The organism is Streptomyces sp. Xyl84 (assembly GCF_059731885.1).
The window spans coordinates 1815880-1835323 of sequence record NZ_AP029182.1; the positions used below are offsets into that span (position 1 = coordinate 1815880).

General features: G+C 71.9%; 19 protein-coding genes. 4 read left to right on the plus strand and 15 right to left on the minus strand.

Annotated elements, in window-relative coordinates:
- Window positions 1-340: 340 nt before the first annotated feature.
- On the minus strand, window positions 341-1705 hold the full coding sequence (locus tag AC6I72_RS07730) for a class I SAM-dependent RNA methyltransferase (RefSeq protein ID WP_498000128.1): 1365 nt from the start codon (window positions 1703-1705) through the stop codon (window positions 341-343).
- Window positions 1706-1808: 103 nt separating this feature from the next.
- On the minus strand, window positions 1809-3866 hold the full coding sequence (locus AC6I72_RS07735) for an APC family permease (RefSeq protein WP_498000129.1): 2058 nt from the start codon (window positions 3864-3866) through the stop codon (window positions 1809-1811).
- A 518-nt stretch (window positions 3867-4384) separates the two neighbouring features.
- On the opposite strand from AC6I72_RS07735, the gene AC6I72_RS07740 reads away from it, so the two are divergent.
- Complete coding sequence (locus tag AC6I72_RS07740) at window positions 4385-5056, plus strand: potassium channel family protein (protein WP_037857436.1); 672 nt, start codon at window positions 4385-4387, stop codon at window positions 5054-5056.
- Window positions 5056-5733, plus strand: coding sequence for a potassium channel family protein (locus AC6I72_RS07745; protein ID WP_037857437.1), 678 nt, complete (start codon window positions 5056-5058; stop codon window positions 5731-5733). The genes AC6I72_RS07740 and AC6I72_RS07745 overlap by 1 nt, the downstream gene beginning before the upstream one ends.
- An 87-nt stretch (window positions 5734-5820) precedes the next feature.
- On the opposite strand, the gene AC6I72_RS07750 is transcribed toward AC6I72_RS07745, so the two are convergent.
- From AC6I72_RS07750 to AC6I72_RS07785, 8 genes are all read right to left on the minus strand, one after another.
- Complete coding sequence (locus tag AC6I72_RS07750) at window positions 5821-6609, minus strand: DUF3159 domain-containing protein (protein ID WP_498000130.1); 789 nt, start codon at window positions 6607-6609, stop codon at window positions 5821-5823.
- A gap of 3 nt (window positions 6610-6612) precedes the next feature.
- A complete protein-coding gene (locus tag AC6I72_RS07755; RefSeq protein ID WP_078884073.1) occupies window positions 6613-7011 on the minus strand; it encodes an OB-fold nucleic acid binding domain-containing protein in 399 nt (132 codons plus the stop codon).
- A 73-nt stretch (window positions 7012-7084) separates the two neighbouring features.
- Window positions 7085-7771, minus strand: coding sequence for a response regulator (locus tag AC6I72_RS07760; protein ID WP_498000131.1), 687 nt, complete (start codon window positions 7769-7771; stop codon window positions 7085-7087).
- Entirely contained in the window at window positions 7768-10431 is a 2664-nt protein-coding gene (locus AC6I72_RS07765; RefSeq protein ID WP_498000132.1) for a DUF4118 domain-containing protein, read from the minus strand. The genes AC6I72_RS07760 and AC6I72_RS07765 overlap by 4 nt, the downstream gene beginning before the upstream one ends.
- 252 nt (window positions 10432-10683) lie before the next feature.
- The gene (locus tag AC6I72_RS07770; protein WP_498000133.1) at window positions 10684-11376 is read right to left on the minus strand and encodes an ABC transporter ATP-binding protein; all 693 of its coding nucleotides are present in this window, start codon (window positions 11374-11376) and stop codon (window positions 10684-10686) included.
- Between the two features lie 278 nt (window positions 11377-11654).
- Window positions 11655-12422, minus strand: coding sequence for a DUF3710 domain-containing protein (locus tag AC6I72_RS07775; RefSeq protein ID WP_498000134.1), 768 nt, complete (start codon window positions 12420-12422; stop codon window positions 11655-11657).
- 1 nt (window position 12423) lies between these two features.
- Window positions 12424-12951, minus strand: coding sequence for a dUTP diphosphatase (gene dut, locus AC6I72_RS07780; protein WP_037857519.1), 528 nt, complete (start codon window positions 12949-12951; stop codon window positions 12424-12426).
- A 29-nt stretch (window positions 12952-12980) separates the two neighbouring features.
- A complete protein-coding gene (locus tag AC6I72_RS07785) occupies window positions 12981-13565 on the minus strand; it encodes a PaaI family thioesterase (protein WP_498000135.1) in 585 nt (194 codons plus the stop codon).
- Between the two features lie 57 nt (window positions 13566-13622).
- Between AC6I72_RS07785 and AC6I72_RS07790 the strand changes: the two genes are divergently transcribed.
- Entirely contained in the window at window positions 13623-14102 is a 480-nt protein-coding gene (locus AC6I72_RS07790; RefSeq protein WP_498000136.1) for a DUF3093 domain-containing protein, read from the plus strand.
- Window positions 14103-14295: 193 nt separating this feature from the next.
- On the opposite strand, the gene AC6I72_RS07795 is transcribed toward AC6I72_RS07790, so the two are convergent.
- The 4 genes from AC6I72_RS07795 to AC6I72_RS07810 all read right to left on the minus strand — a co-directional run bounded on the left by AC6I72_RS07795 (window position 14296) and on the right by AC6I72_RS07810 (window position 17877).
- Window positions 14296-15279 (minus strand): hypothetical protein, encoded by a 984-nt coding sequence (locus tag AC6I72_RS07795; protein WP_498000137.1) that lies wholly within the window; start codon window positions 15277-15279, stop codon window positions 14296-14298.
- Between the two features lie 13 nt (window positions 15280-15292).
- Window positions 15293-15589: a DUF4193 domain-containing protein gene (locus tag AC6I72_RS07800; protein ID WP_005481602.1), complete on the minus strand. Its 297-nt coding sequence runs from the start codon at window positions 15587-15589 to the stop codon at window positions 15293-15295.
- Between the two features lie 395 nt (window positions 15590-15984).
- A complete protein-coding gene (locus AC6I72_RS07805; protein WP_498000138.1) occupies window positions 15985-17217 on the minus strand; it encodes a sensor histidine kinase in 1233 nt (410 codons plus the stop codon).
- Between the two features lie 6 nt (window positions 17218-17223).
- Entirely contained in the window at window positions 17224-17877 is a 654-nt protein-coding gene (locus AC6I72_RS07810; protein WP_028424348.1) for a response regulator transcription factor, read from the minus strand.
- Window positions 17878-18315: 438 nt separating this feature from the next.
- Here AC6I72_RS07810 and AC6I72_RS07815 point away from each other — a divergent pair, with 438 nt between their 5' ends.
- Entirely contained in the window at window positions 18316-18489 is a 174-nt protein-coding gene (locus AC6I72_RS07815) for a hypothetical protein (RefSeq protein WP_199811615.1), read from the plus strand.
- A gap of 127 nt (window positions 18490-18616) precedes the next feature.
- Here the strand turns inward: AC6I72_RS07815 and AC6I72_RS07820 are convergent, their stop codons facing one another.
- On the minus strand, window positions 18617-19438 hold the full coding sequence (locus AC6I72_RS07820) for an inositol monophosphatase family protein (protein ID WP_498000139.1): 822 nt from the start codon (window positions 19436-19438) through the stop codon (window positions 18617-18619).
- Between the last annotated feature and the right edge of the window lie 6 nt (window positions 19439-19444).

The following is a 19444-nucleotide window of genomic DNA, read 5'->3' on the forward strand; positions in this document are numbered from 1 at the left end:
CTCCTTCAGACGTGTAGCAGGCCAGAGGCCGGACGCATGCCGGTACCTGAGAGCTGGATATTAGCCGCGCGTCGAGGCGATAGGCACTGCCTTCTCAGGCAATGGTCGGCAACGCTTCCTCATCAAGCGCACAAGAGCGAAACGGAGCCGACGAGCCTCGCTCGCCGTGCTCCGTCACCTTCACCACAGCGCGTCTGTTCATCGGTGCGCGCCGCGGACCGGCCCTCCCCGACAATCGACTGACGCCTCATCAGAACGAGCGTCACGAGCGTCATCTCAGCGTCAAGATATCGCCCGTAACGCCCACACGGCACATACCGCGCACCCGCAAAACCCCAGGTCAGGCGTCCTTCTTCACCGGCTCCAGAATCGCCACGCACTCCACATGATGCGTCATCGGAAACAGATCGAACACCCGAAGCGTCCGCACCCGGTAGCCGCCCTCCCGGAAGTACCCCAGGTCGCGGGCGAGTGCGGCCGGGTCGCAGGCGACGTAGGCGATGCGGCGGGCGCCCAGGGAGGAGAGGTGGGCGACCGTCTTGCGGCCGGCGCCCGCGCGGGGCGGGTCGAGGACGATGAGGTCGACCTCGGTGATGCCGGTGCGCGGGAGGACGGCTTCGACCTTGCCCTGTTCGATGCGGACGCGGGGGAAGCCGGCGAGGTTGTGGCGGGCGTCCTCGACGGCGCGCTTGCCGGACTCGATGCCGAGCACGGCGCCCTGGTCGCCGAGGCGGTCGGCGAGGGCTCCGGCGAAGAGGCCGACGCCGCAGTACAGGTCGAGGGCCATCTCGCCCTTGCGCGGGAGCAGGCCCTGCATGACGGCGGTGACCAGGGTGTCGGCCGCCTTGGGGTGGACCTGCCAGAAGCCGGAGCCGCCGACCCGGTGGGTGCGGCCGTCGGCGCGTTCGCGGACGAAGGGGCGGCCGTGGACGCGGTGGACGCCGCCGGTCTTCTCGTCGACCCGCAGGACGGAGACCGGCTTGTCCAGTTCGACCAGCGGGAGGCGGGCGCCCGGGCGCGGGGTCAGGACGACCTGGCGGTCCTGGGAGCCGGTCGCCGCGATCGCCTCGACCGACTCCATGCCCGTCCAGTCGCGCCGCTCGATGCCCAGTTCGCTGACGCCCTGTGCCGCGATCATGCAGTGGTCGATGCGCTCGACCTCGTGCGAGCGGTGCCGGCGCAGACCCGCGTGGCCCTCGGCGTCGACGGCGTACTGGACGCGGGTGCGCCACTGCGGCACCTCGCCCGCGGGCAGCTTGTCGCCCTCGGCGGGCATCACTGTGCCGTCCCAGCCGGCCTCCTCGGGCGTGAGGCCCGCGAGCCGCTCCAGCTGCTCGGCGACGACCTCGCCCTTGAGGCGGCGCTGGGCGCCGGGCTTGGCGTGCTGCCAGTCGCAGCCGCCGCAGCGGCCGGGGCCGGCGTAGGGGCAGGGGGCCTCGATGCGGTCCTTGGACGCCTCCAGGATCCGTACCGCGTCCGCGCGCAGGAAGCGGGCGCCCTCCTCGCCCTCCGTCACCCGGGCGACGACCCGCTCGCCGGGCAGCGCATGGCGCACGAAGAGGACCTGGCCCTCGGCGGTGCGGGCGATGCAGTGTCCGCCGTGGGCGACCGGGCCGATCTCGACCTCGTACTCCTCGCCCACCAGCGACTTCGGCCGGTCCGCCGGTTCCGGTCCCACCTGGGCGTTCTTGGGTTCTGCCTGCATGGTGGGTGACTCCAGATCGGGAAAGCGGGAACGGCCGGACAACAGCCCACCAGTCTACGTGGGTGTCGTCCGGCCGTTCACCACCAGGCCACGGAGCCGGGGCTCAGGCCTGGGGCGCCGACGGCTCCTTCGGCTCCTTGCGCACCTGCGCCGGTCCGCGCCGCACCGCGCCGGGCGCGCTCCACTCCTGGCGCCTGCGGGCCCGCAGCTTCGCCGCCTCGGAGGAGGCGAGCTGGTAGGGCACCGAGGTGACCATGACGCCCGGCGTGAACAGCAGCCGGCCCTTCAGGCGCAGCGCGCTCTGGTTGTGCAGCAGGTGCTCGTACCAGTGGCCGACGACGTACTCGGGGATGATCACCGAGACCGCGTCGCGCGGGGACTCCTTGCGCAGGCTCTTGACGTACTCGATGACCGGGCGGGTCACCTCGCGGTACGGCGAGTCCAGCACCTTCAGCGGTACGTCGATGCCGCGCCGCTCCCACTCCTCCCGCAGCACCTTCGTCTCCGCCGGGTCGACGTTGACGGTGAGTGCCTCCAGGCTGTCCGAGCGCATCAGCTTGGCGTAGGCCAGGGCGCGCAGGGTGGGCCGGTGGATCTTGGAGATGAGGACCACGGAGTGGATCCGGGAGGGGCGGACGAGGTCGTCGGCCGGTTCCTCGGGTGCGGCGATCTCCTCGGCGACCCGGTCGTAGTGCTTGCGGATCGCCGTCATCGTCGCGAAGAAGATGCACATGCCGAGCAGGGCGACCCACGCGCCGTGCGTGAACTTGGTGAGCAGGACGACGACCAGCACCAGGCCGGTGAGGAACGCGCCGAAGGCGTTGATGGCGCGCGAGCGGATCATGTGGCGCCGCTTGGCCGCGTCCCGTTCGGTGGCCAGGTGGCGGTTCCAGTGCCGCACCATGCCGATCTGGCTGAGCGTGAAGGAGACGAACACACCGACGATGTACAGCTGGATCAGCCGGGTGGAGTCGGCGCCGTAGACGACGACCAGCAGGGTCGCCGCGCCCGCGAGCAGGACGATGCCGTTGGAGAAGGCGAGGCGGTCGCCGCGGGTGTGCAGCTGGCGGGGCAGGTAGCGGTCCTGGGCGAGGATCGAGCCGAGGAGCGGGAAGCCGTTGTACGCCGTGTTGGCCGCGAGGAAGAGGACCAGGGCGGTGGCGGCGGCCAGGACCACGAACAGGAAGCTGCCCTTGCCGAAGACGGCCTCGGCGACCTGGGAGATCACCGGGTTCTGCACGTAGCCGGAGCCGAGCGGGCTGCCGTTGTGCAGGAGGTCGGTGGCCGGGTTCTCGGCCATGTGGACCTTGGTCGTCATGGCGAGGCCGATGATGCCGCAGAACATGGTCACGGCCAGCAGGCCCATCGCCGCCAGGGTGGTGGCCGCGTTCTTCGACTTGGGCTTGCGGAAGGCCGGGACGCCGTTGGAGATCGCCTCGACGCCGGTGAGGGCGGCACAGCCGGAGGAGAAGGCGCGCAGCAGCAGGAAGACGAGCGCGAAGCCCGCGAGGCCCTGGTGCTCGGCCTTGATGTGGTAGTCGGCCGTGGGTGCCCGCATGGTGTCCCCGAGGGCCAGCCCGCGGAACGCCCCCCAGAGGATCATGATGAAGACGCCGGCGACGAAGACGTACGTCGGGATCGCGAACAGCGTGCCCGACTCCTTCACGCCGCGCAGGTTCATCAGGGTCAGGAGCACGATCACCACGACCGCGCAGAGCACCTTGTGCTCGACGACGAACGGGATCGCGGAGCCGAGGTTCTCGATGCCGGAGGAGATCGAGACGGCGACGGTCATGACGTAGTCGACGAGCAGTGCGCTGGCCACCGTCAGCCCCGCCTTGGCGCCGAGGTTGGTCGTGGCCACCTCGTAGTCGCCGCCGCCGCTCGGGTAGGCGTGCACGTTCTGCCGGTACGAGGCGACGACCGTGAACATCAGCACGACGACCGCGACCGCGATCCAGGGGCTGAAGTGGTAGGCCGACACGCCCGCGATGGACAGGACCAGCAGCACCTCGCCGGGTGCGTACGCCACGGAGGACAGCGGGTCGGAGGCGAAGACGGGGAGTGCGATGCGCTTCGGCAGAAGGGTCTCCCCCAGCCGGTCGCTGCGCAGTGCGCGCCCGATCAGAATGCGTTTGGGCACGTCGGTCAGTTTGGACACAACAGAGGATCGTAGGGCTTCGAACTGGGGCTCGCCCACCTGCCACCCGAGATCTGCCTCACGAGTGAAATCGGGGGCGGCCGGCGCCACGGATTCCGCAGGTGGGCGCGTGGCTGTGCCTAGATGTCTGGACTCGGCCGCTTCCCCGCCCGCTCCCCCGTCTGTTCCGCGCCCGTTCCCCGCCCGTCGCCGAACCCCGGAGGTCCCATGCCCCCGACCGCGGAGCTGATCGGCGCCGCCGTGACGCTGCTCGGCCTCGGATTCCTGACCGTGTGCAGCGTGCGCAGCATCACTCGGCGCGGGCCCTCGGAAGTGGAATAAGAGCCGCGAACGAAAGGGGCGCCAGGCGTCGCGAGCCGGGCGCGCAGTCTGTTCGCGGCTCCGAGGCGTTCGGTCCGGCCGTCCGTCCGGTATGCGGCAGGGGGGGTGCCCGCCTCCGGCCGCGCATGTGTAGCTTGTCCCTCTGTCTGAGACCCTGATGGGGCTGAGCAGTAGCTGTTGACACCGGAAGGACGGTCGTGCACATCGTCATCATGGGCTGCGGGAGAGTGGGCTCCGCTCTCGCCCAGACCCTGGAGCAACAGGGGCACACGGTCGCCGTGATCGACCAGGACCCCACCGCCTTCCGTCGGCTGGGGCCCGGGTTCGGCGGCCGCCGGGTCACCGGGATCGGCTTCGACCAGGACACCCTGCGCGAGGCGGGCATCGAGGAGGCCGGGGCCTTCGCGGCCGTCTCCAGCGGCGACAACTCGAACATCATCGCTGCGCGGGTGGCCCGTGAGATGTTCGGTGTGCAGAACGTCGCGGCCCGTATCTACGACCCGCGCCGCGCCGAGGTCTACCAGCGGCTGGGCATCCCGACGGTGGCCACGGTCCGCTGGACGGCCGACCAGATGCTGCGCCGGCTGCTGCCCTCCGGAGCGGAACCGCTGTGGCGCGACCCCACCGGCGGGGTCCAGCTCGCCGAGGTGCACGCGTCGCCGAAGTGGGTCGGCCACAAGATCAGCAGGCTCCAGGAGGAGACCGGCGTCCGGGTGGCGTTCCTGACCCGCCTCGGTGAGGCGATGCTGCCCACCTCGCAGACCGTGCTCCAGGAGGGCGACCTCGTGCACGTGATGATGCGGACGGACGACGTGGACAAGGTCGAGGCGGCGTTCGCCGAGGGCCCCGAAGAGGAGAGCGGTCACTGATGAGGGTCGCCATTGCCGGTGCCGGCGCGGTCGGTCGCTCGATCGCGGGCGAGCTGCTGGAGAACGGCCACGAGGTCCTTCTCGTCGACAAGGCGCCGACCGCCATCTCGGTCGAGCGCGTCCCGCAGGCCGAGTGGCTGCTCGCCGACGCCTGCGAGATCACGTCCCTGGACGAGGCGGCGCTGCAGCGCTGCAACGTGGTGATCGCCGCGACGGGTGACGACAAGGTGAACCTGGTCGTCTCGCTGCTGGCGAAGACGGAGTACGGCGTGCCGCGCGTCGTGGCCCGGGTGAACAACCCGAAGAACGAGTGGCTGTTCAACGAGGCGTGGGGCGTGGACGTCGCGGTGTCCACGCCGCGGCTGATGTCGGCGCTGGTCGAGGAGGCGGTGAGCGTCGGCGACCTGGTGCGCCTGCTGCGCTTCAGCCACGGCGACGCCAACCTGGTCGAGCTGACCCTGCCGGAGGAGTCGGCGCTGGCCGGCACGCAGGTCGGTGACGTGCAGTGGCCCGAGGACACGTCCCTGGTCACGATCATCCGCGGCGCCCGGGTGCTCACCCCGTCGCAGGAGGACTCGCTGGAGGCGGGCGACGAACTGCTGTTCGTGGCCGCGCAGGCCCGCGAGGAGCAGTTGGAGGACCTGCTGTCGGTGCGGCGGGAGGACGCGGAGGGCTGAGCCCGCCGCGGTCAGCCGCCCCGCACACGGCGACGAGGGGCGCCCGGAGATCTCCGGGTGCCCCTCGTCGCCGTGTGCGGGGGCCGGCTACGCCTCGCGGCGGTGACGGCCGGCCGCCGGGCCGGCCGAGGGGGTGCCGTCGGGGGCGTCGCCACGCTCGGCCGCCAGGGCGGCCTTCCGCTCCTCCTCGGCCTTCTCCTCCGCCTCCATCTCCGCGAACACGTCGATGGGCGCGGGCGCCTTGGCCAGGAACACCCAGGTGAGGTAGACCGCCAGCAGGAAGGGCGGGATCTTCAGGGCGACCAGGACCCAGCCGAGCTGCGCGGTGTTCGCCCACCAGTACAGGGGGAAGAGGATCGCGCACTTGGCGAGCAGGATCAGGCCCCAGGCCCAGCTGGCCTTGGTGTACGCCTTCTTGCGGCCCGGGTTGCGGGTGCGCCAGGAGAGATTCTCCTTGAAGACCGGGCCGAGGATGAGGCCGATCAGCGGGACCCCGGCGAGCGCCGTGACGATGTAGGCCAGGCTCAGGCCCAGGGTGTAGAGCATGCCCGGCAGGTAGAAGTCCTTGGCGTTGCCGGTCATCATCGCGAAGACCACGCCGAAGGCGACGCCGAAGACGCCGCTGAAGGCGTGCTTGACGGTGTCCCGCATCACCAGCCGGACCGCGACCAGCACCACGGAGACCGCCAGAGCGGCGATCGCCGACCAGTGCAGGTCCTTGTTGACCGTGAAGATGCTGACGAAGAGCAGGCCGGGGAGCACGGTCTCGACCATGCCCCGGACTCCGCCGAACGCCTCGAAAAGCGCGGCCTCCGTCACCGCCCTGGCCCCGTCGTCGGCGGTCGTCTCTTCGGTCGGCTTGTCGAGTGACGTCACGGGCTACTCCCGTCCGAGGGGTCGCAGTTCGTACTTGGGGTTGAACAGCACCCGGCGGCCCCGGCTCATGGAGATCCGGCCCGATGCGATCAGCTTGCGCCCCGGTTCTATACCCACGATGGAACGCCTGCCGAGCCACACCACGTCCAGGGCCGCGGAGCCGTCGAACAGCTCCGCCTCCAGGGCCGGGACCCCGGCGCGCGGACGCAGGGTGACCGTGCGCAAGGTACCAGTAACGGTGACGATCTGCCGGTCGTGGCAGTCACCGATCCGGGTGCACCCCGCGGTCTCGGTGTCCTCGCGCAGCTCCTCCGACTCCAGGTCCTCCTGCGAGGAGGAGAGCCGGTCGAGCATGCGCCGGAACCGGCCCGTCGGCTTCTCGGGGCGAGGAACAGCACTCATGTCTGAAGGGTACCGGGGTGGGGCGGCAGGACCGTAACCGCGCTCACCCCGGCCTTCCTCACCCCAGCCGTTCTCACTTCTCGAAGCGGTAGCCCATCCCCGGCTCGGTGACGAAGTGCTCGGGGTGCGACGGGTCGGCCTCCAGCTTGCGGCGCAGCTGTGCCATGTAGACGCGCAGGTAGTTCGTCTCCGTGCCGTACGAGGGCCCCCACACCTCCTGGAGCAGCTGCTTCTGGCTGACCAGGCGGCCGGTGTTGCGCACCAGCACCTCCAGCAGGTGCCACTCGGTCGGGGTCAGCCGTACGTCCTTGCCGCCCCGGTTGACCTTCCTCGCGGCGAGGTCGACGGTGAACTGCGCGGTCTCCACCGTCGTCAGGCCGTCCTCGCCGCCGCCGACGGGCTCGGCGCGGCGGACGGCGGCGCGCAGCCGGGCCAGCAGCTCGTCCATGCCGAAGGGCTTGGTGACGTAGTCGTCGGCGCCCGCGTCCAGGGCCTCGACCTTCTCGTCGGAGGAGTGCCGGGCGGACAGCACCAGGATCGGCACCCGCGTCCAGCCGCGCAGGCCCCTGATGACCTCGACACCGTCCATGTCGGGCAGGCCGAGATCGAGGACGACGACGTCGGGGTGGCGGGAGGCGGCGAGGTCGAGGGCGCTGCGGCCGTCGGACGCGGCGTCGACCTCGTACTTGCGTGCCTTGAGGTTGATCACGAGGGCGCGCACGATCTGCGGCTCGTCGTCGACCACCAGCACCCTGGTCATGAAACCTGCCTTTCTGGGGGTACGGGGCTCGGTCTGCGGGGCCCGGCCTGCTCCTCGGCCGCTCCGGCCGCCTTCCCGGCCGGCGCGGACCGCTCCTCGGCCGCTCCGGCCGTCTCCTCGGCCGCTCCGCCCGTCTCCCCGGCCGGCGCGGGCGGTTCCCCTGCCCGTGCGGCCGCGCGGAGGCTGAGCACCATCGTGAGGCCGCCGCCGGGCGTGTCCTCGGCACCGAGAGTGCCGCCCATCGCCTCCGCGAAGCCGCGAGCCACCGCGAGGCCGAGACCGACGCCCGCGCCGCGCGGGGCGTCGCCGTAGCGCTGGAAGGGTTCGAAGATGCGGCCCTTGGCCTCGTCCGGCACCCCGGGGCCGCGGTCGACGACGCGGACCTCGACGCGGTCGGCGATGGCGCTGGCCGACACCAGGACGACTTCGCGGGCCGGGCTGTACTTCACGGCGTTCTCGACGATGTTGGCCATCGCGCGCTCCAGCAGGCCGGCGTCCACGGCGACCATCGGCAGGCTCTCGGGCACGTCGAGGTGCACGCTGTCCTCGGGCACCCCGCCCAGCGCCATCGGCACGACCTCGTCGAGGTCGATCTCGCGGATCAGCGGCGTGACGGTGCCGGTCTGCAGGCGGGACATGTCCAGCAGGTTGCCGACGAGGTGGTCCAGCCGGTCGGAGCCCTCCTCGATGCCCTCCAGCAGTTCGGCGCGGTCCTCCTCGGACCACTCGACGTCCTCGGAGCGCAGCGAGGAGACGGCGGCCTTGATGCCGGCGAGGGGGGTGCGCAGGTCGTGGCTGACGGCGGCGAGCAGCGCGGTGCGGATGCGGTTGCCCTCGGCCAGGGCACGCGCCCGGTCGGCCTCCTCCTGGAGGCGGCGGCGGTCCAGGACGACGGCGGCCTGGGCGGCGAAGGCGGCCAGCACCCGGCGGTCGGAGGCGGGCAGGACGCGTCCGGTCAGCGCCAGCGCCATGTGGTCGCCGACGGGCATGTCCACGTCCGCGTCCTCCGGGCGCTGCGACGGACGCCCGGTGCCGACCCGGCCGGCGCAGGTCCACGGGTCCACGTCGCTCTGCCGTTCGAGGAGTGCCACCGATTCCATGCCGAAGGTCTCGCGGACGCGCTCCAGCAGGGCCTCCAGGCTGGTCTCGCCGCGCAGGACGCTGCCCGCGAGGAAGGACAGTATCTCCGCCTCGGCGCGCAGCCGGGCGGCCTGGTGGGTGCGGCGGGCCGCCAGGTCGACCACGGAGGCCACGGAGACGGCGACTCCGACGAAGATCGCGATGGCGACGATGTTCTTGGGGTCGGCGATGGTCAGCCGGTGCAGGGGCGGTGTGTAGTAGTAGTTCAGCAGGAACGATCCGACGGCCGCCGACGCGAGCGCCGGCAGGAGTCCGCCCAGCAGGGCCGCCGCCACGGTCAGGGTGAGGAACAGCAGCATGTCGTTGGCCAGGCCGAGGTCGACGCCGTTGAGCAGCACGGCGAGGACCACCGGACCGGCGAGCGCCACCACCCAGCCCCAGGCGATCCGGGCCCGCCCGAGCCGCGCGCCCCGGGCCACGGGCAGTCCGCGCCCCTTGGCGATCTGGCCGTGGGTGACGATGTGCACGTCGAGGTCGGGGCCGGACTCGCGGGCCACCGTGGCGCCGACGCCGGGCCCGAAGACGTACTGCCAGGTCTTGCGGCGCGAGGAGCCCAGCACGATCTGGGTGGCGTTGACGCCGCGCGCGAAGTCGAGCAGGGCGGCCGGTATGTCGTCGCCGACGACGTGGTGGAAGGTGCCGCCCAGGTCCTCCACGAGGGTGCGCTGGACGGTCAGCTCCTTCGGTGAGGCACCGGTGAGCCCGTCGCTGCGGGCGATGTAGACGGCCATGACCTCGCCGCCGGCGCCCTTCTCGGCCAGCCGGGCCGCGCGGCGGATGAGGGTGCGTCCCTCCGGTCCGCCGGTCAGGCCCACCACGATGCGCTCGCGCGAGCCCCAGATCTTCGACACCCGGTGTTCGCTGCGGTACTGCTGCAGGTACTCGTCGACCCGGTCGGCCACCCACAGCAGGGCCAGCTCACGCAGCGCGGTGAGGTTGCCGGGCCGGAAGTAGTTGGACAGGGCGGCGTCGACCTTGTCCGGCTGGTAGATGTTGCCGTGCGCCATGCGGCGGCGCAGTGCCTCCGGCGACATGTCGACCAGTTCGATCTGGTCGGCCCGGCGTACGACCTCGTCGGGCACCGTCTCCCGCTGCCGCACGCCGGTGATCGACTCGACGACGTCACCGAGTGACTCCAGGTGCTGGATGTTGACGGTGGAGACGACGTCGATGCCGGCGGCGAGCAGTTCCTCCACGTCCTGCCAGCGCTTGGCGTTGCGGGAGCCGGGGACGTTGGTGTGGGCGAGTTCGTCGACGAGGGCGACCGCGGGGGCACGGCGCAGCACCGCGTCGACGTCCATCTCGGTGAAGACGGCCCCCCGGTGTGCCAGCTCCCGGCGCGCCACCTGCTCCAGGCCGTGCAGCATCACCTCGGTGCGCGGACGGTCGTGGTGCTCGACGAATGCGACGACGCAGTCGGTGCCCCGCTCCACACGGCGGTGCGCCTCGGACAGCATCGCGTAGGTCTTGCCGACTCCCGGTGCCGCACCGAGATAGATCCGGAGCTTGCCGCGTCCCATGGCCTCATTGTCTTCCCGTCACACCTGTGCACGCAGCGTCGACCTTACGGCCAGGGATCCGGGCAAAAGGGGCCGGGTGGGACCCCGGACCGGTCTTTGACGCAACTCTGACGCGGAAGGAGGGGGCAGGTCAGGCGGCCGTGGCGAGGGCGAGGCGGGCCGGGGGCGCGGCCCGCCGGGGGCGGAGAGCGTCCCGCGGCGGGACGGGGGGTGTCCGGCAACGGGGAGCTTCCGGGGGCGGGCCGCCGTCCGTCAGTGCTCGACTATTGCGCCGTCGCGCAGTTCCAGGACGCGGTCGGCTAGGTCGAGGAGGGTCAGGTCGTGGGTGGCGACCAGGGCGGTGACCCGCTGGCTGTGGACGACGGCGCGCAGCAGTTCCATCACCGCGAGGCCGGTCTCCGCGTCGAGCTGGCCGGTCGGTTCGTCGGCGATGAGGAGCGCGGGGTCGTTGGCGAGGGCGCGGGCGATGGCGACGCGCTGCTGCTGGCCGCCGGAGAGTTCGCCGGGCCGCTGCCTGGCGTGGTCGGCGAGGCCGACCAGGGAGAGCAGCAGTTCCACGCGCTCCTCCCGCTCGCGGGGGTCGGCGCGGCGCATGCGCAGCGGCACCCCGACGTTCTCCGCGGCCGTGAGGATGGGGATCAGGCCGAAGGACTGGAAGACGAAGCCGACGCGGTCCCGGCGCAGGGCGAGCAGGCCCTCCTCGCCCAGCTCCGAGAGGGCGCGGCCGTCGACCTCGACCCGGCCCTCGTCGGGCTCGTCGAGGCCGCCCACGACGTTGAGCAGGGTGGTCTTGCCCGAGCCGGAACGGCCCTTGAGCGCGACGAGTTCACCGCGCGGCACCTCGAAGGAGACCCCGCGCAGGGCGTGCACCGCGCCGGCGCCCTGCCCGTAGGACTTGTGGACGTTCTCGACACGCACCATCGTGTCGGTGGCGACCTGGCTCATGTGCTGCCCTCCCCGTCGTGCTCCCCCGTGGACCGTGCGCCAGTATCACGAGCGGCGGCCCGTTCGATCAATCCCTCAACGGACGGCGTCCGGGATTGGTTTCCGTTCGTTGCACGGGGGGCGGACGGGGCAGACAGGGCGGTGGGCCAGGTGGTGTGCAAGGTGGCGCAGGGGCGGCGGGGACGCGCAGAAGGCACGGAGAGGGCGCGCGGAAAGGGCCGCCCCCTGGCGGGTGCGGCCCTCGGTGTCCTGCGGTGGTCCGGTCCGGCAGGACCGGCCTAGCGGACCTCGGTGATCTCCGGGCCGCGCTGGAGCTGGCCCATGCCGCCGGAGAAGCGGGACTGGCCCTCGTCCTGCTGGACGCCCTCGGGCACCATCTGCGCGTCGTTGGGCAGCTTCAGCACGATCGGGTCGCGGGGCGCCATCGGGCCCTCGCCGCGGACCACGACCGTGTCGCGGAAGATCTGCTCCAGCAGTCCGGCCGCCTGCGGCTGCACCGCTCCCTGGCCGGAGATGACCCCGCGCAGGAACCAGCGGGGGCCGTCCACACCGACGAACCGGACCACCTGGAAGCCGCCCGTGCCGTCCGGCAGCTGCACCGGCACCTGGGCACGCAGTTCCCAGCCGAGCGGTCCCTCGACCTCGTCGACGATGCCGCCCTGCTGGGTGATGCCGGTCGCGATCTCCTCGCGGACCTCGCCCCAGATGCCCTCGCGCTTGGGCGCGGCGAAGGCCTGCAGCTGGACCGCGCTGTCCCCCAGGACGACGGTCGCCGCGACGATCGCGTCGCCCGCGACCTCCACCCGCAGCTCCATGCCGTCCACGCCCGGCACGAACAGGCCGCCCAGGTCGACGCGGCCCTCGTTCGGGTCGCCGACCTCGGTGCTGTCCCAGGGCCCGTCGGGCCGGGGTTCGGGCTCGAGCCGCACCCGCGCGCGCTCGCCCTCTTCCTCTTCGTCCGCCTCGGTGTCGACGCTGTCGACGACCTGCTCGGCCTCGCCGGCCGCGTCCTCGGCGGCACCCTTCTTCTTGCGACGTCCGAACACGTCACTGTCCTTCCCGGTCGGATACGACCGAAGCGTATCGATTCCCACCCGCCGGTCCGCTCATGGCGGTCCGGCCGCTTGTGCCGCTCTCACCGTCCACCGCGGCATGGCCACCGGTGGACCCGAAGCCCCCCTCGGCCCGCGCCGAGCCGGGAAGTTCCGCGACCTCCTGGAAGCGGACCCTCTCGACCTGCTGGACGACCAGTTGGGCAATCCGGTCGAAGCGCTCGAACCGCACGGACTCGCGCGGGTCGAGATTCACCACGATCACCTTGATCTCCCCACGGTACCCGGCATCAACCGTCCCCGGGGCATTCACGAGGGCGACACCGCACCGGGCGGCCAGGCCGGACCGGGGGTGCACGAAGGCCGCGTACCCCTCGGGGAGCGCGATGGACACACCTGTGGGCAGAACGGCGCGTTCACCGGGGGCGAGCGTGCGGGCGACGGTGGTGCGCAGGTCCGCGCCCGCGTCTCCCGGGAGCGCGTACCCGGGGAGCGGTACGTCGGGATCGACGCGGCGGATCATCACGTCCAGGGGCGGACGGCCTGCGGAACTCACGGGTTCACCTCGAAGGCGCGGGTCCGCCGGATCTGGTCCGGGTCGCTCATGGCGGCCCGGATCTCCTCGTCGCGGCCGTGCTGCACGAAGTGGTCGACCTTGACCTCGACGAACAGCGCGTCGGCGCGCACGGCGACCGGGCCGTCGGGGCCGCCGACGCGGCCGGTGGCCGTGGAGTAGATCTTCCGGCCGGCCACGGCCGTGACCTCGGCCTCCAGGTGGAGCGTCGTACCGACCGGGACGGGCCGCACGAAGTCGGTCTCCAGGCGCCCGGTGACCGCGATCGTCCGCAGCAGCCAGTTCAGCGAGCCGAGGGTCTCGTCCAGGGCGGTCGCGAGGACGCCGCCGTGCGCGAGGCCCGGCGCGCCCTGGTGGGCGGGCTGCACGGTGAACTCGGCGGTGATGCGGACGCCCTCCCCGGCCCGCGCCTGCAGATGCAGTCCGTGCGGCTGGTCGCCGCCGCACCCGAAACACCCGCCGTAGTGCGCGCCGAGGAGTTCACCGGGCGCGGGGGCGTCGGGGTGCCGTACGGGCCGCTGGGCGTCGGCGGGAGGCTGAAGGGCTGCGGAACTACCACTCACAGGCGCAGACCTTACCCGCGCGTCGGCGTTGTCCGGACACCGTGCCAAGCTGGATTCATGCAGCTTCCCGCCCAGCCGTACGAAGAACGTCTCACCGCGCCCCGCTCCTGGTGGCTGATCAGCTTCCTGATCGGTGTCTCGTGCGCCCTGATCCTGTTCCCCTTCGGCACCCTGCCGATGCTCGGCGGCCTGGTCGGCGGCACGGCGGTCGCGGCCGTCGTGGCCAGCTCCTACGGTTCGGTCCGCATCCGGGTCGTGGGCGGCTCGCTGATCGCGGGCGAGGCGAACGTGCCCGTCGCGGCCCTGGGCGACGCGGAGATCCTGGACGCGGAGGAGGCGCGCGCCTGGCGCACCTACAAGGCCGACACCCGGGCGTTCCTGCTGCTGCGCGCCTACATCCCCACCGCGCTGCGCGTGCTGGTCACCGACCCGGAGGACCCGACGCCCTACCTGTACCTGTCCACGCGCGAGCCCGAGCGGCTGGCTGAGGCCCTGCGGGCGGCCCGGGCGGCGACCTCCCCGGGCACGGCCGCGTAGGCCTCCTGCGGACCCCGCCGGGGCCCGGCCGCGGGACCCCGGGGCCGGCATCGCCGGGCGGGGCCGCGCGATCCCCGTGCGGGCTTCGCCGGGAACGAACGCGTGACGTCCGTGCGTGCCGCACCGGGCCGGCCGCCTCGGAACCCTCCGGGGTGGGGGACGGGGCGCTCCGGGGGCCTGAGAGGGGCCGTCGTCAGGACCGGGGCCGTCCGGGATCGTCGTCGCCGGAAGCGGGCTTCCCGGGGCCGTCGTCCATGGGGAGCGGCGCCTCGGGGGTCTCCAGGGGCGGCAGGACGGGCAGTTCGTCCCAGGGGACCTGGATCTTGCGCAGATCGGCGCGGACGCGGGCCGCGAGTCTCCTGGTGTCGCGCCGGTTGATGACGGCTCCGACGGCCGCGCCCACCAGGAAGGGCATGAGGTTCGGCAGGTCCCGGACCATGCGTTTCATGATCTGCTGGCGCAGCCGGCGCTTCATCTGGCCGCCGAGGGCCGCGTCGACGGTCGACGGCTTGGTCACGTCGATCCCGCGCTCCCCCGACCAGGAGGACAGGTACACGGCGCTGCGCGTTCTGAGGTGGCCCGGGGGCCGCACTCCGTAGACCTCGTGGAGTTCGGCGATCAGTTTCAGTTCGACCGCCGCGACGCCGGTGATCTCCGCGGCCAGTTCGGTGGGCATCGCGGGCGGTACGGGCAGCATGGCCGCCGCGCCGATCCCGGCGCCGATGGTGGACGTCCCGTGAGCGGCGCCCGCGACGAGTCTGTCCGCCAGCTCCTCGGGGCCCAGGCCCGGGAACTGCCGGCGCAGCGTGGCGAGGTCGCGCACCGGGATCCGGGGGGCGATGTCGATGATCCGGTCGGCCAGGTGGGAGAGTGCCGCCCTGGCCCGGCTGCCGCTCCTGCGGACGCCGTTCCTGGCGGCCTCGCCCGCCCGGTCGCGGATCACCGCGACGCGGCGCCTGGCGAGGGGCGCGGGCCGTGCCCCCGAGGCGGCAGGGTCACCACGCCCTGACACCTGCGCGAGCGAGGCCGATCCCGTGGATGCTGTCGCATCTGTCCGGTCGGACGGACGGGATGGGCCTCGCTCGTGGTCACGCGCGCCGTGAGAGCCGTCGGACGGCTCCGGGTCCGCTTCCCCGCGGGAGAAGCGGCGCTTCCAAGGAGGGGTCGAGCCGGTCACGGCCGACCCTGCCTCAGTCGCAGTCGCGGCAGATCGGCTGACCGTTCTTCTCGCGGGCCAGCTGACTGCGGTGGTGCACCAGGAAGCAGCTCATGCAGGTGAACTCGTCCTGCTGCTTGGGCAGCACCCGGACGGCCAGCTCCTCATTGGAGAGGTCCGCGCCGGGAAGCTCCAGGCCTTCGGCGGCCTCGAACTCGTCGACGTCCACAGCGGAGGTCGACTTGTCGTTCCGCCTGGCCTTCAGCTCTTCAAGGCTGTCCGAGTCGACGTCGTCGTCGGTCTTGCGTGGAGTGTCGTAATCGGTTGCCATGTCGCTCTCCCCCTCTGGGTGTCTGCGGGTGTCTCCAGCGCACGTAACGCGTGAGAGGCCGGACTTGTGCCCGACCCGAGGCGGAGATTTTGCCTCACATCAAGGTCTGTTACTCAATCGACACCCAACCGCACTCCTCAAGAGTGATCGGCTTGGATGGCGATGGGGACCGTACACGGTTCGAATGGTGCACTTCAAAGCGGTCTCACCGTGTACTTCCCGTGATCAGGACCCCTGAAAACCCGGATTTTTCCGACTTTTCGCCGCCCTCCATGATCACAGACCGTAGACGGCCGGAAATCAGTCCATGTGATCGATCACACAGGAAGAGGTTGGTAAGGGGCCCCGAAAATTCCGCGTAGAGCGAACACCCTCATGGTGTTGCCGCCATGGTCTCAGACGGGCATGGTGACTCGCATCACGAGCCCTCCCCCCTCACGGGGCTGGGCCGCGATGTGCCCGCCGTGCGCCCGCGCCACGGACCGCACGATGGACAGCCCGAGGCCGACACCCTTGTCGCTGCCGGTGCGCTCGGTACGCAGCCGCCGGAAGGGCTCGAAGAGGTTGTCGATCTCGTACGCCGGGACGACGGGTCCCGTGTTCGTGACGACCAGGACCGCCTGCCCGTGCCCGACGTCCGTCGTGACCTCCACCCAGCCATCCTCCGGGATGTTGTAACGCACCGCGTTCTGCACCAGGTTCAGGGCGATCCGCTCCAGCAGCACGCCGTTGCCCTGGACGACGGCGGGCTTGCGCTCGCCGCTGATCCGCACGCCCTTGGCCTCCGCCTCCGCGTGCACCTGGTCGATCGCCTGGGAGGCGACCTCGGCCAGGTCCACCGGCTTGCGCTCGACGATCTGGTTGTCGCTGCGGGCGAGCAGCAGCAGGCCCTCCACCAGTTGCTCGCTGCGCTCGTTGGTGGCCAGCAGGGTCTTGCCGAGCTGCTGCAGCTCCACGGGCGCGTGCGGGTCGGACAGGTGCACCTCCAGCAGCGTGCGGTTGATCGCCAGCGGGGTGCGCAGCTCGTGCGAGGCGTTGCCCACGAAGCGCTGCTGGGCGGTGAAGGCCCGCTGCAGCCGCTCCAGCATGTCGTCGAAGGTGTCCGCCAGTTCCTTCAGCTCGTCGTCCGGGCCGTCCAGCTCGATCCGCCGGGACAGGTCGGAGCCGGCCACCGCGCGGGCGGTGCGGGTGATCCGGCCCAGCGGCGCCAGGACCCGGCCGGCCATCGCGTAGCCGAAGGCGAAGGCGATGACGGCCAGGCCGAGCAGGGCGAGCAGCGAGCGGCTGAGCAGGTCGTCCAGAGCGTGCTGGCGCTGCTGGTTCGCACACTCGTTCATGGCGTGGTTCAGCTCGTCCGCCGTCGTCGGGTTCGGGAAGTTGCAGGTCTGACTGGAGACCTGGCCCGAGACGATCTTGAACGGCAGTTCACTGCCGACGTTCAACGCGTTGGCCGCGAGCAGGTAGATGATCGACAGCAGCAGGATGCCGGCGATCAGGAACATGCCGCCGTACAGCAGGGTGAGCCGTATCCGGATGGTCGGGCGCAGCCACGGGAAGGGCGGTTCCGGCCTGCGCGGGTCCCAGGTGGGCTTCGGGGGCGCCTCGGGCGGCGCGGGTGACGCTGCCACGGCCGATCAGATCCGGTAGCCGGAGCCGGGCACGGTGACGATCACCGGGGGCTCGCCCAGCTTGCGGCGCAAGGTCATCACGGTGACGCGCACCACGTTGGTGAACGGGTCGGTGTTCTCGTCCCAGGCCTTCTCCAGGAGCTGCTCGGCCGAGACCACCGCGCCCTCGCTGCGCATGAGGACCTCCAGGACGGCGAACTCCTTGGGTGCCAGCTGGACCTCCCGGCCGTCACGGAAGACCTCGCGGCGGTTGGGGTCGAGCTTGATCCCGGCGCGCTCCAGGACGGGCGGCAGGGGCACGCTGGTGCGCCGGCCGAGGGCACGCACGCGTGCCGTCAGCTCGCTGAACGCGAAGGGCTTGGGCAGATAGTCGTCGGCGCCGATCTCCAGGCCCTCCACCCGGTCGCTGACGTCACCGGAGGCGGTGAGCATCAGCACGCGGGTGGGCATGCCCAGCTCGACGATCTTGCGGCAGACGTCGTCGCCGTGCACGAGCGGGAGGTCGCGGTCGAGGACGACCACGTCGTAGTCGTTGACGCCGATGCGTTCCAGGGCGGCCGCACCGTCGTACACGACGTCGACGGCCATGGCCTCCCGGCGCAGTCCGGTGGCCACCGCATCGGCGAGCAGCTGCTCGTCCTCGACGACGAGTACGCGCACGTCGCTTGTCCTTCCTGTGCCGCCCGCGCGGCGCCGCTCGGGCGCACGCGGGCAGGGATCTTCATGGGTGTGTTGCCTCCATCCTGCCCTTTTCGGCCGTAAGTCGGCTGTAAGCCGGGGAAGCGGGGGCCGTGAGGGGCGTGTGGGAAGCGGGTGCGCGGGGCAGGCGGCGGACGGGAATGCGGAACTTTCTCGGGCGGTTGAGGTTTCCGGCAGGGGGAGCTGGGGGAGGACGGCTTTACACCCCGCGATCACGCTCTGCATGTACCGCACCACCATGCGGTACGTCGCGATCCGCTTCCGCAGAGTGGGCGTGGGTGTCCGGCACCGTCGCCGCCCGGCAGGGCAGCGCTGGGCACCTGATGGAGACGTGATCGCCCCTTCCCAACGGCACACCCCCGTGCCACCGACCCACGACCCAGGACGAGGGGGCGCAGCATGGACGCATTCACCGCAGGACTTCTGCAGCGCATAAAGGCGACCGAGTCCGACCTGACGCGGGCTCGTGACGAGGGCGACGACTTCCTCGTCGAGGTGGAGCTGGCCGAACTCGACGACCTGCGCCGCCTCGCCGCCGAACACGGTGTGGAGGTCGCCGTGTCCGGCGTCTGATGAGCCTGCACGCGTGACGGGACCCCGGCGAATCCAGCGCCGGGGTCCCGTTCGCGTCGTCTTCGCTCGTCCGCCTTCGGGGCGCCCGCGCCGGTGCCGGGACGGGCACCCGCAGGCGGCCGAGGCGTCACACCCCGTCGTGCCAGGCGCCGAAGTCCTCCAGGAGGCGCTGGAGGGGCTCGAAGACGCCGGGGGTGGCGGCGATCGTCAGCTCGCGGGAGACGCGCTCCTGGGGGCGGCCACCGGTCAGCGCGCCCGCCTCCCGGGCGATCAGGTCACCGGCCGCGTAGTCCCAGGGGTTCAGACCCCGCTCGTAGAAGCCGTCGAGGCGGCCCGCGGCCACGTCGCACAGGTCGATCGCGGCCGAGCCGCCGCGCCGGATGTCGCGGACGAGCGGGATCAGCCGCCCGGCGACCTCGGCCTGGTGGGCGCGGACGTCGGCGACGTAGTTGAAGCCGGTGGAGACCAGGGCCTGGTCGAGCGGGGCGTCGGCGCGGCAGGCCAGCTTGCGCTCACCGGCCCAGGCACCGGAGGCCCAGGCGCCCCGGCCGCGCACCGCGCGGAAGGTCTCCCCGCGCATCGGGGCGGCCACGACCCCCACCACGGTCTCGCCGTCCTGCTCGGCCGCGATGGAGACGGCCCAGCTGGGCAGCCCGTAGAGGTAGTTCACGGTGCCGTCGAGCGGGTCGATGACCCAGCGGATGCCGCTGGTGCCCTCCGTGGCGGCGCCCTCCTCGCCGAGGAAGCCGTCGTCGGGGCGCCGGTCGGCGATCAGGCCGGTGATCAGTTTCTCGGCCGCGATGTCCATCTCGGTGACGACGTCGACCGGGCTCGACTTGGTGGCGGCCACCCCGAGGTCGGCGGGGCGGCCGTCCCGGAGCAGGTCACAGGCGCGGGCGGCGGCCTGGAGGGCGAGCTGGAGCAGTTCCGTGTACAGGGCGTCGGTCACGGTGGT

What these genes read in the sequence shown, in the direction of transcription:
- dut (WP_037857519.1), bottom strand. Translation starts at nt 12,951, where the DNA reads ATGATCCGCCGCGTCGATCCCGACGTACCGCTCCCCGGGTACGCGCTC.
- AC6I72_RS07760 (WP_498000131.1), bottom strand. Translation starts at nt 7,771, where the DNA reads ATGACCAGGGTGCTGGTGGTCGACGACGAGCCGCAGATCGTGCGCGCC.
- AC6I72_RS07815 (WP_199811615.1), top strand. Translation starts at nt 18,316, where the DNA reads ATGGACGCATTCACCGCAGGACTTCTGCAGCGCATAAAGGCGACCGAG.
- AC6I72_RS07765 (WP_498000132.1), bottom strand. Translation starts at nt 10,431, where the DNA reads ATGGGACGCGGCAAGCTCCGGATCTATCTCGGTGCGGCACCGGGAGTC.
- AC6I72_RS07800 (WP_005481602.1), bottom strand. Translation starts at nt 15,589, where the DNA reads ATGGCAACCGATTACGACACTCCACGCAAGACCGACGACGACGTCGAC.
- AC6I72_RS07770 (WP_498000133.1), bottom strand. Translation starts at nt 11,376, where the DNA reads ATGAGCCAGGTCGCCACCGACACGATGGTGCGTGTCGAGAACGTCCAC.
- AC6I72_RS07730 (WP_498000128.1), bottom strand. Translation starts at nt 1,705, where the DNA reads ATGCAGGCAGAACCCAAGAACGCCCAGGTGGGACCGGAACCGGCGGAC.
- AC6I72_RS07790 (WP_498000136.1), top strand. Translation starts at nt 13,623, where the DNA reads ATGCAGCTTCCCGCCCAGCCGTACGAAGAACGTCTCACCGCGCCCCGC.
- AC6I72_RS07745 (WP_037857437.1), top strand. Translation starts at nt 5,056, where the DNA reads ATGAGGGTCGCCATTGCCGGTGCCGGCGCGGTCGGTCGCTCGATCGCG.
- AC6I72_RS07755 (WP_078884073.1), bottom strand. Translation starts at nt 7,011, where the DNA reads ATGAGTGCTGTTCCTCGCCCCGAGAAGCCGACGGGCCGGTTCCGGCGC.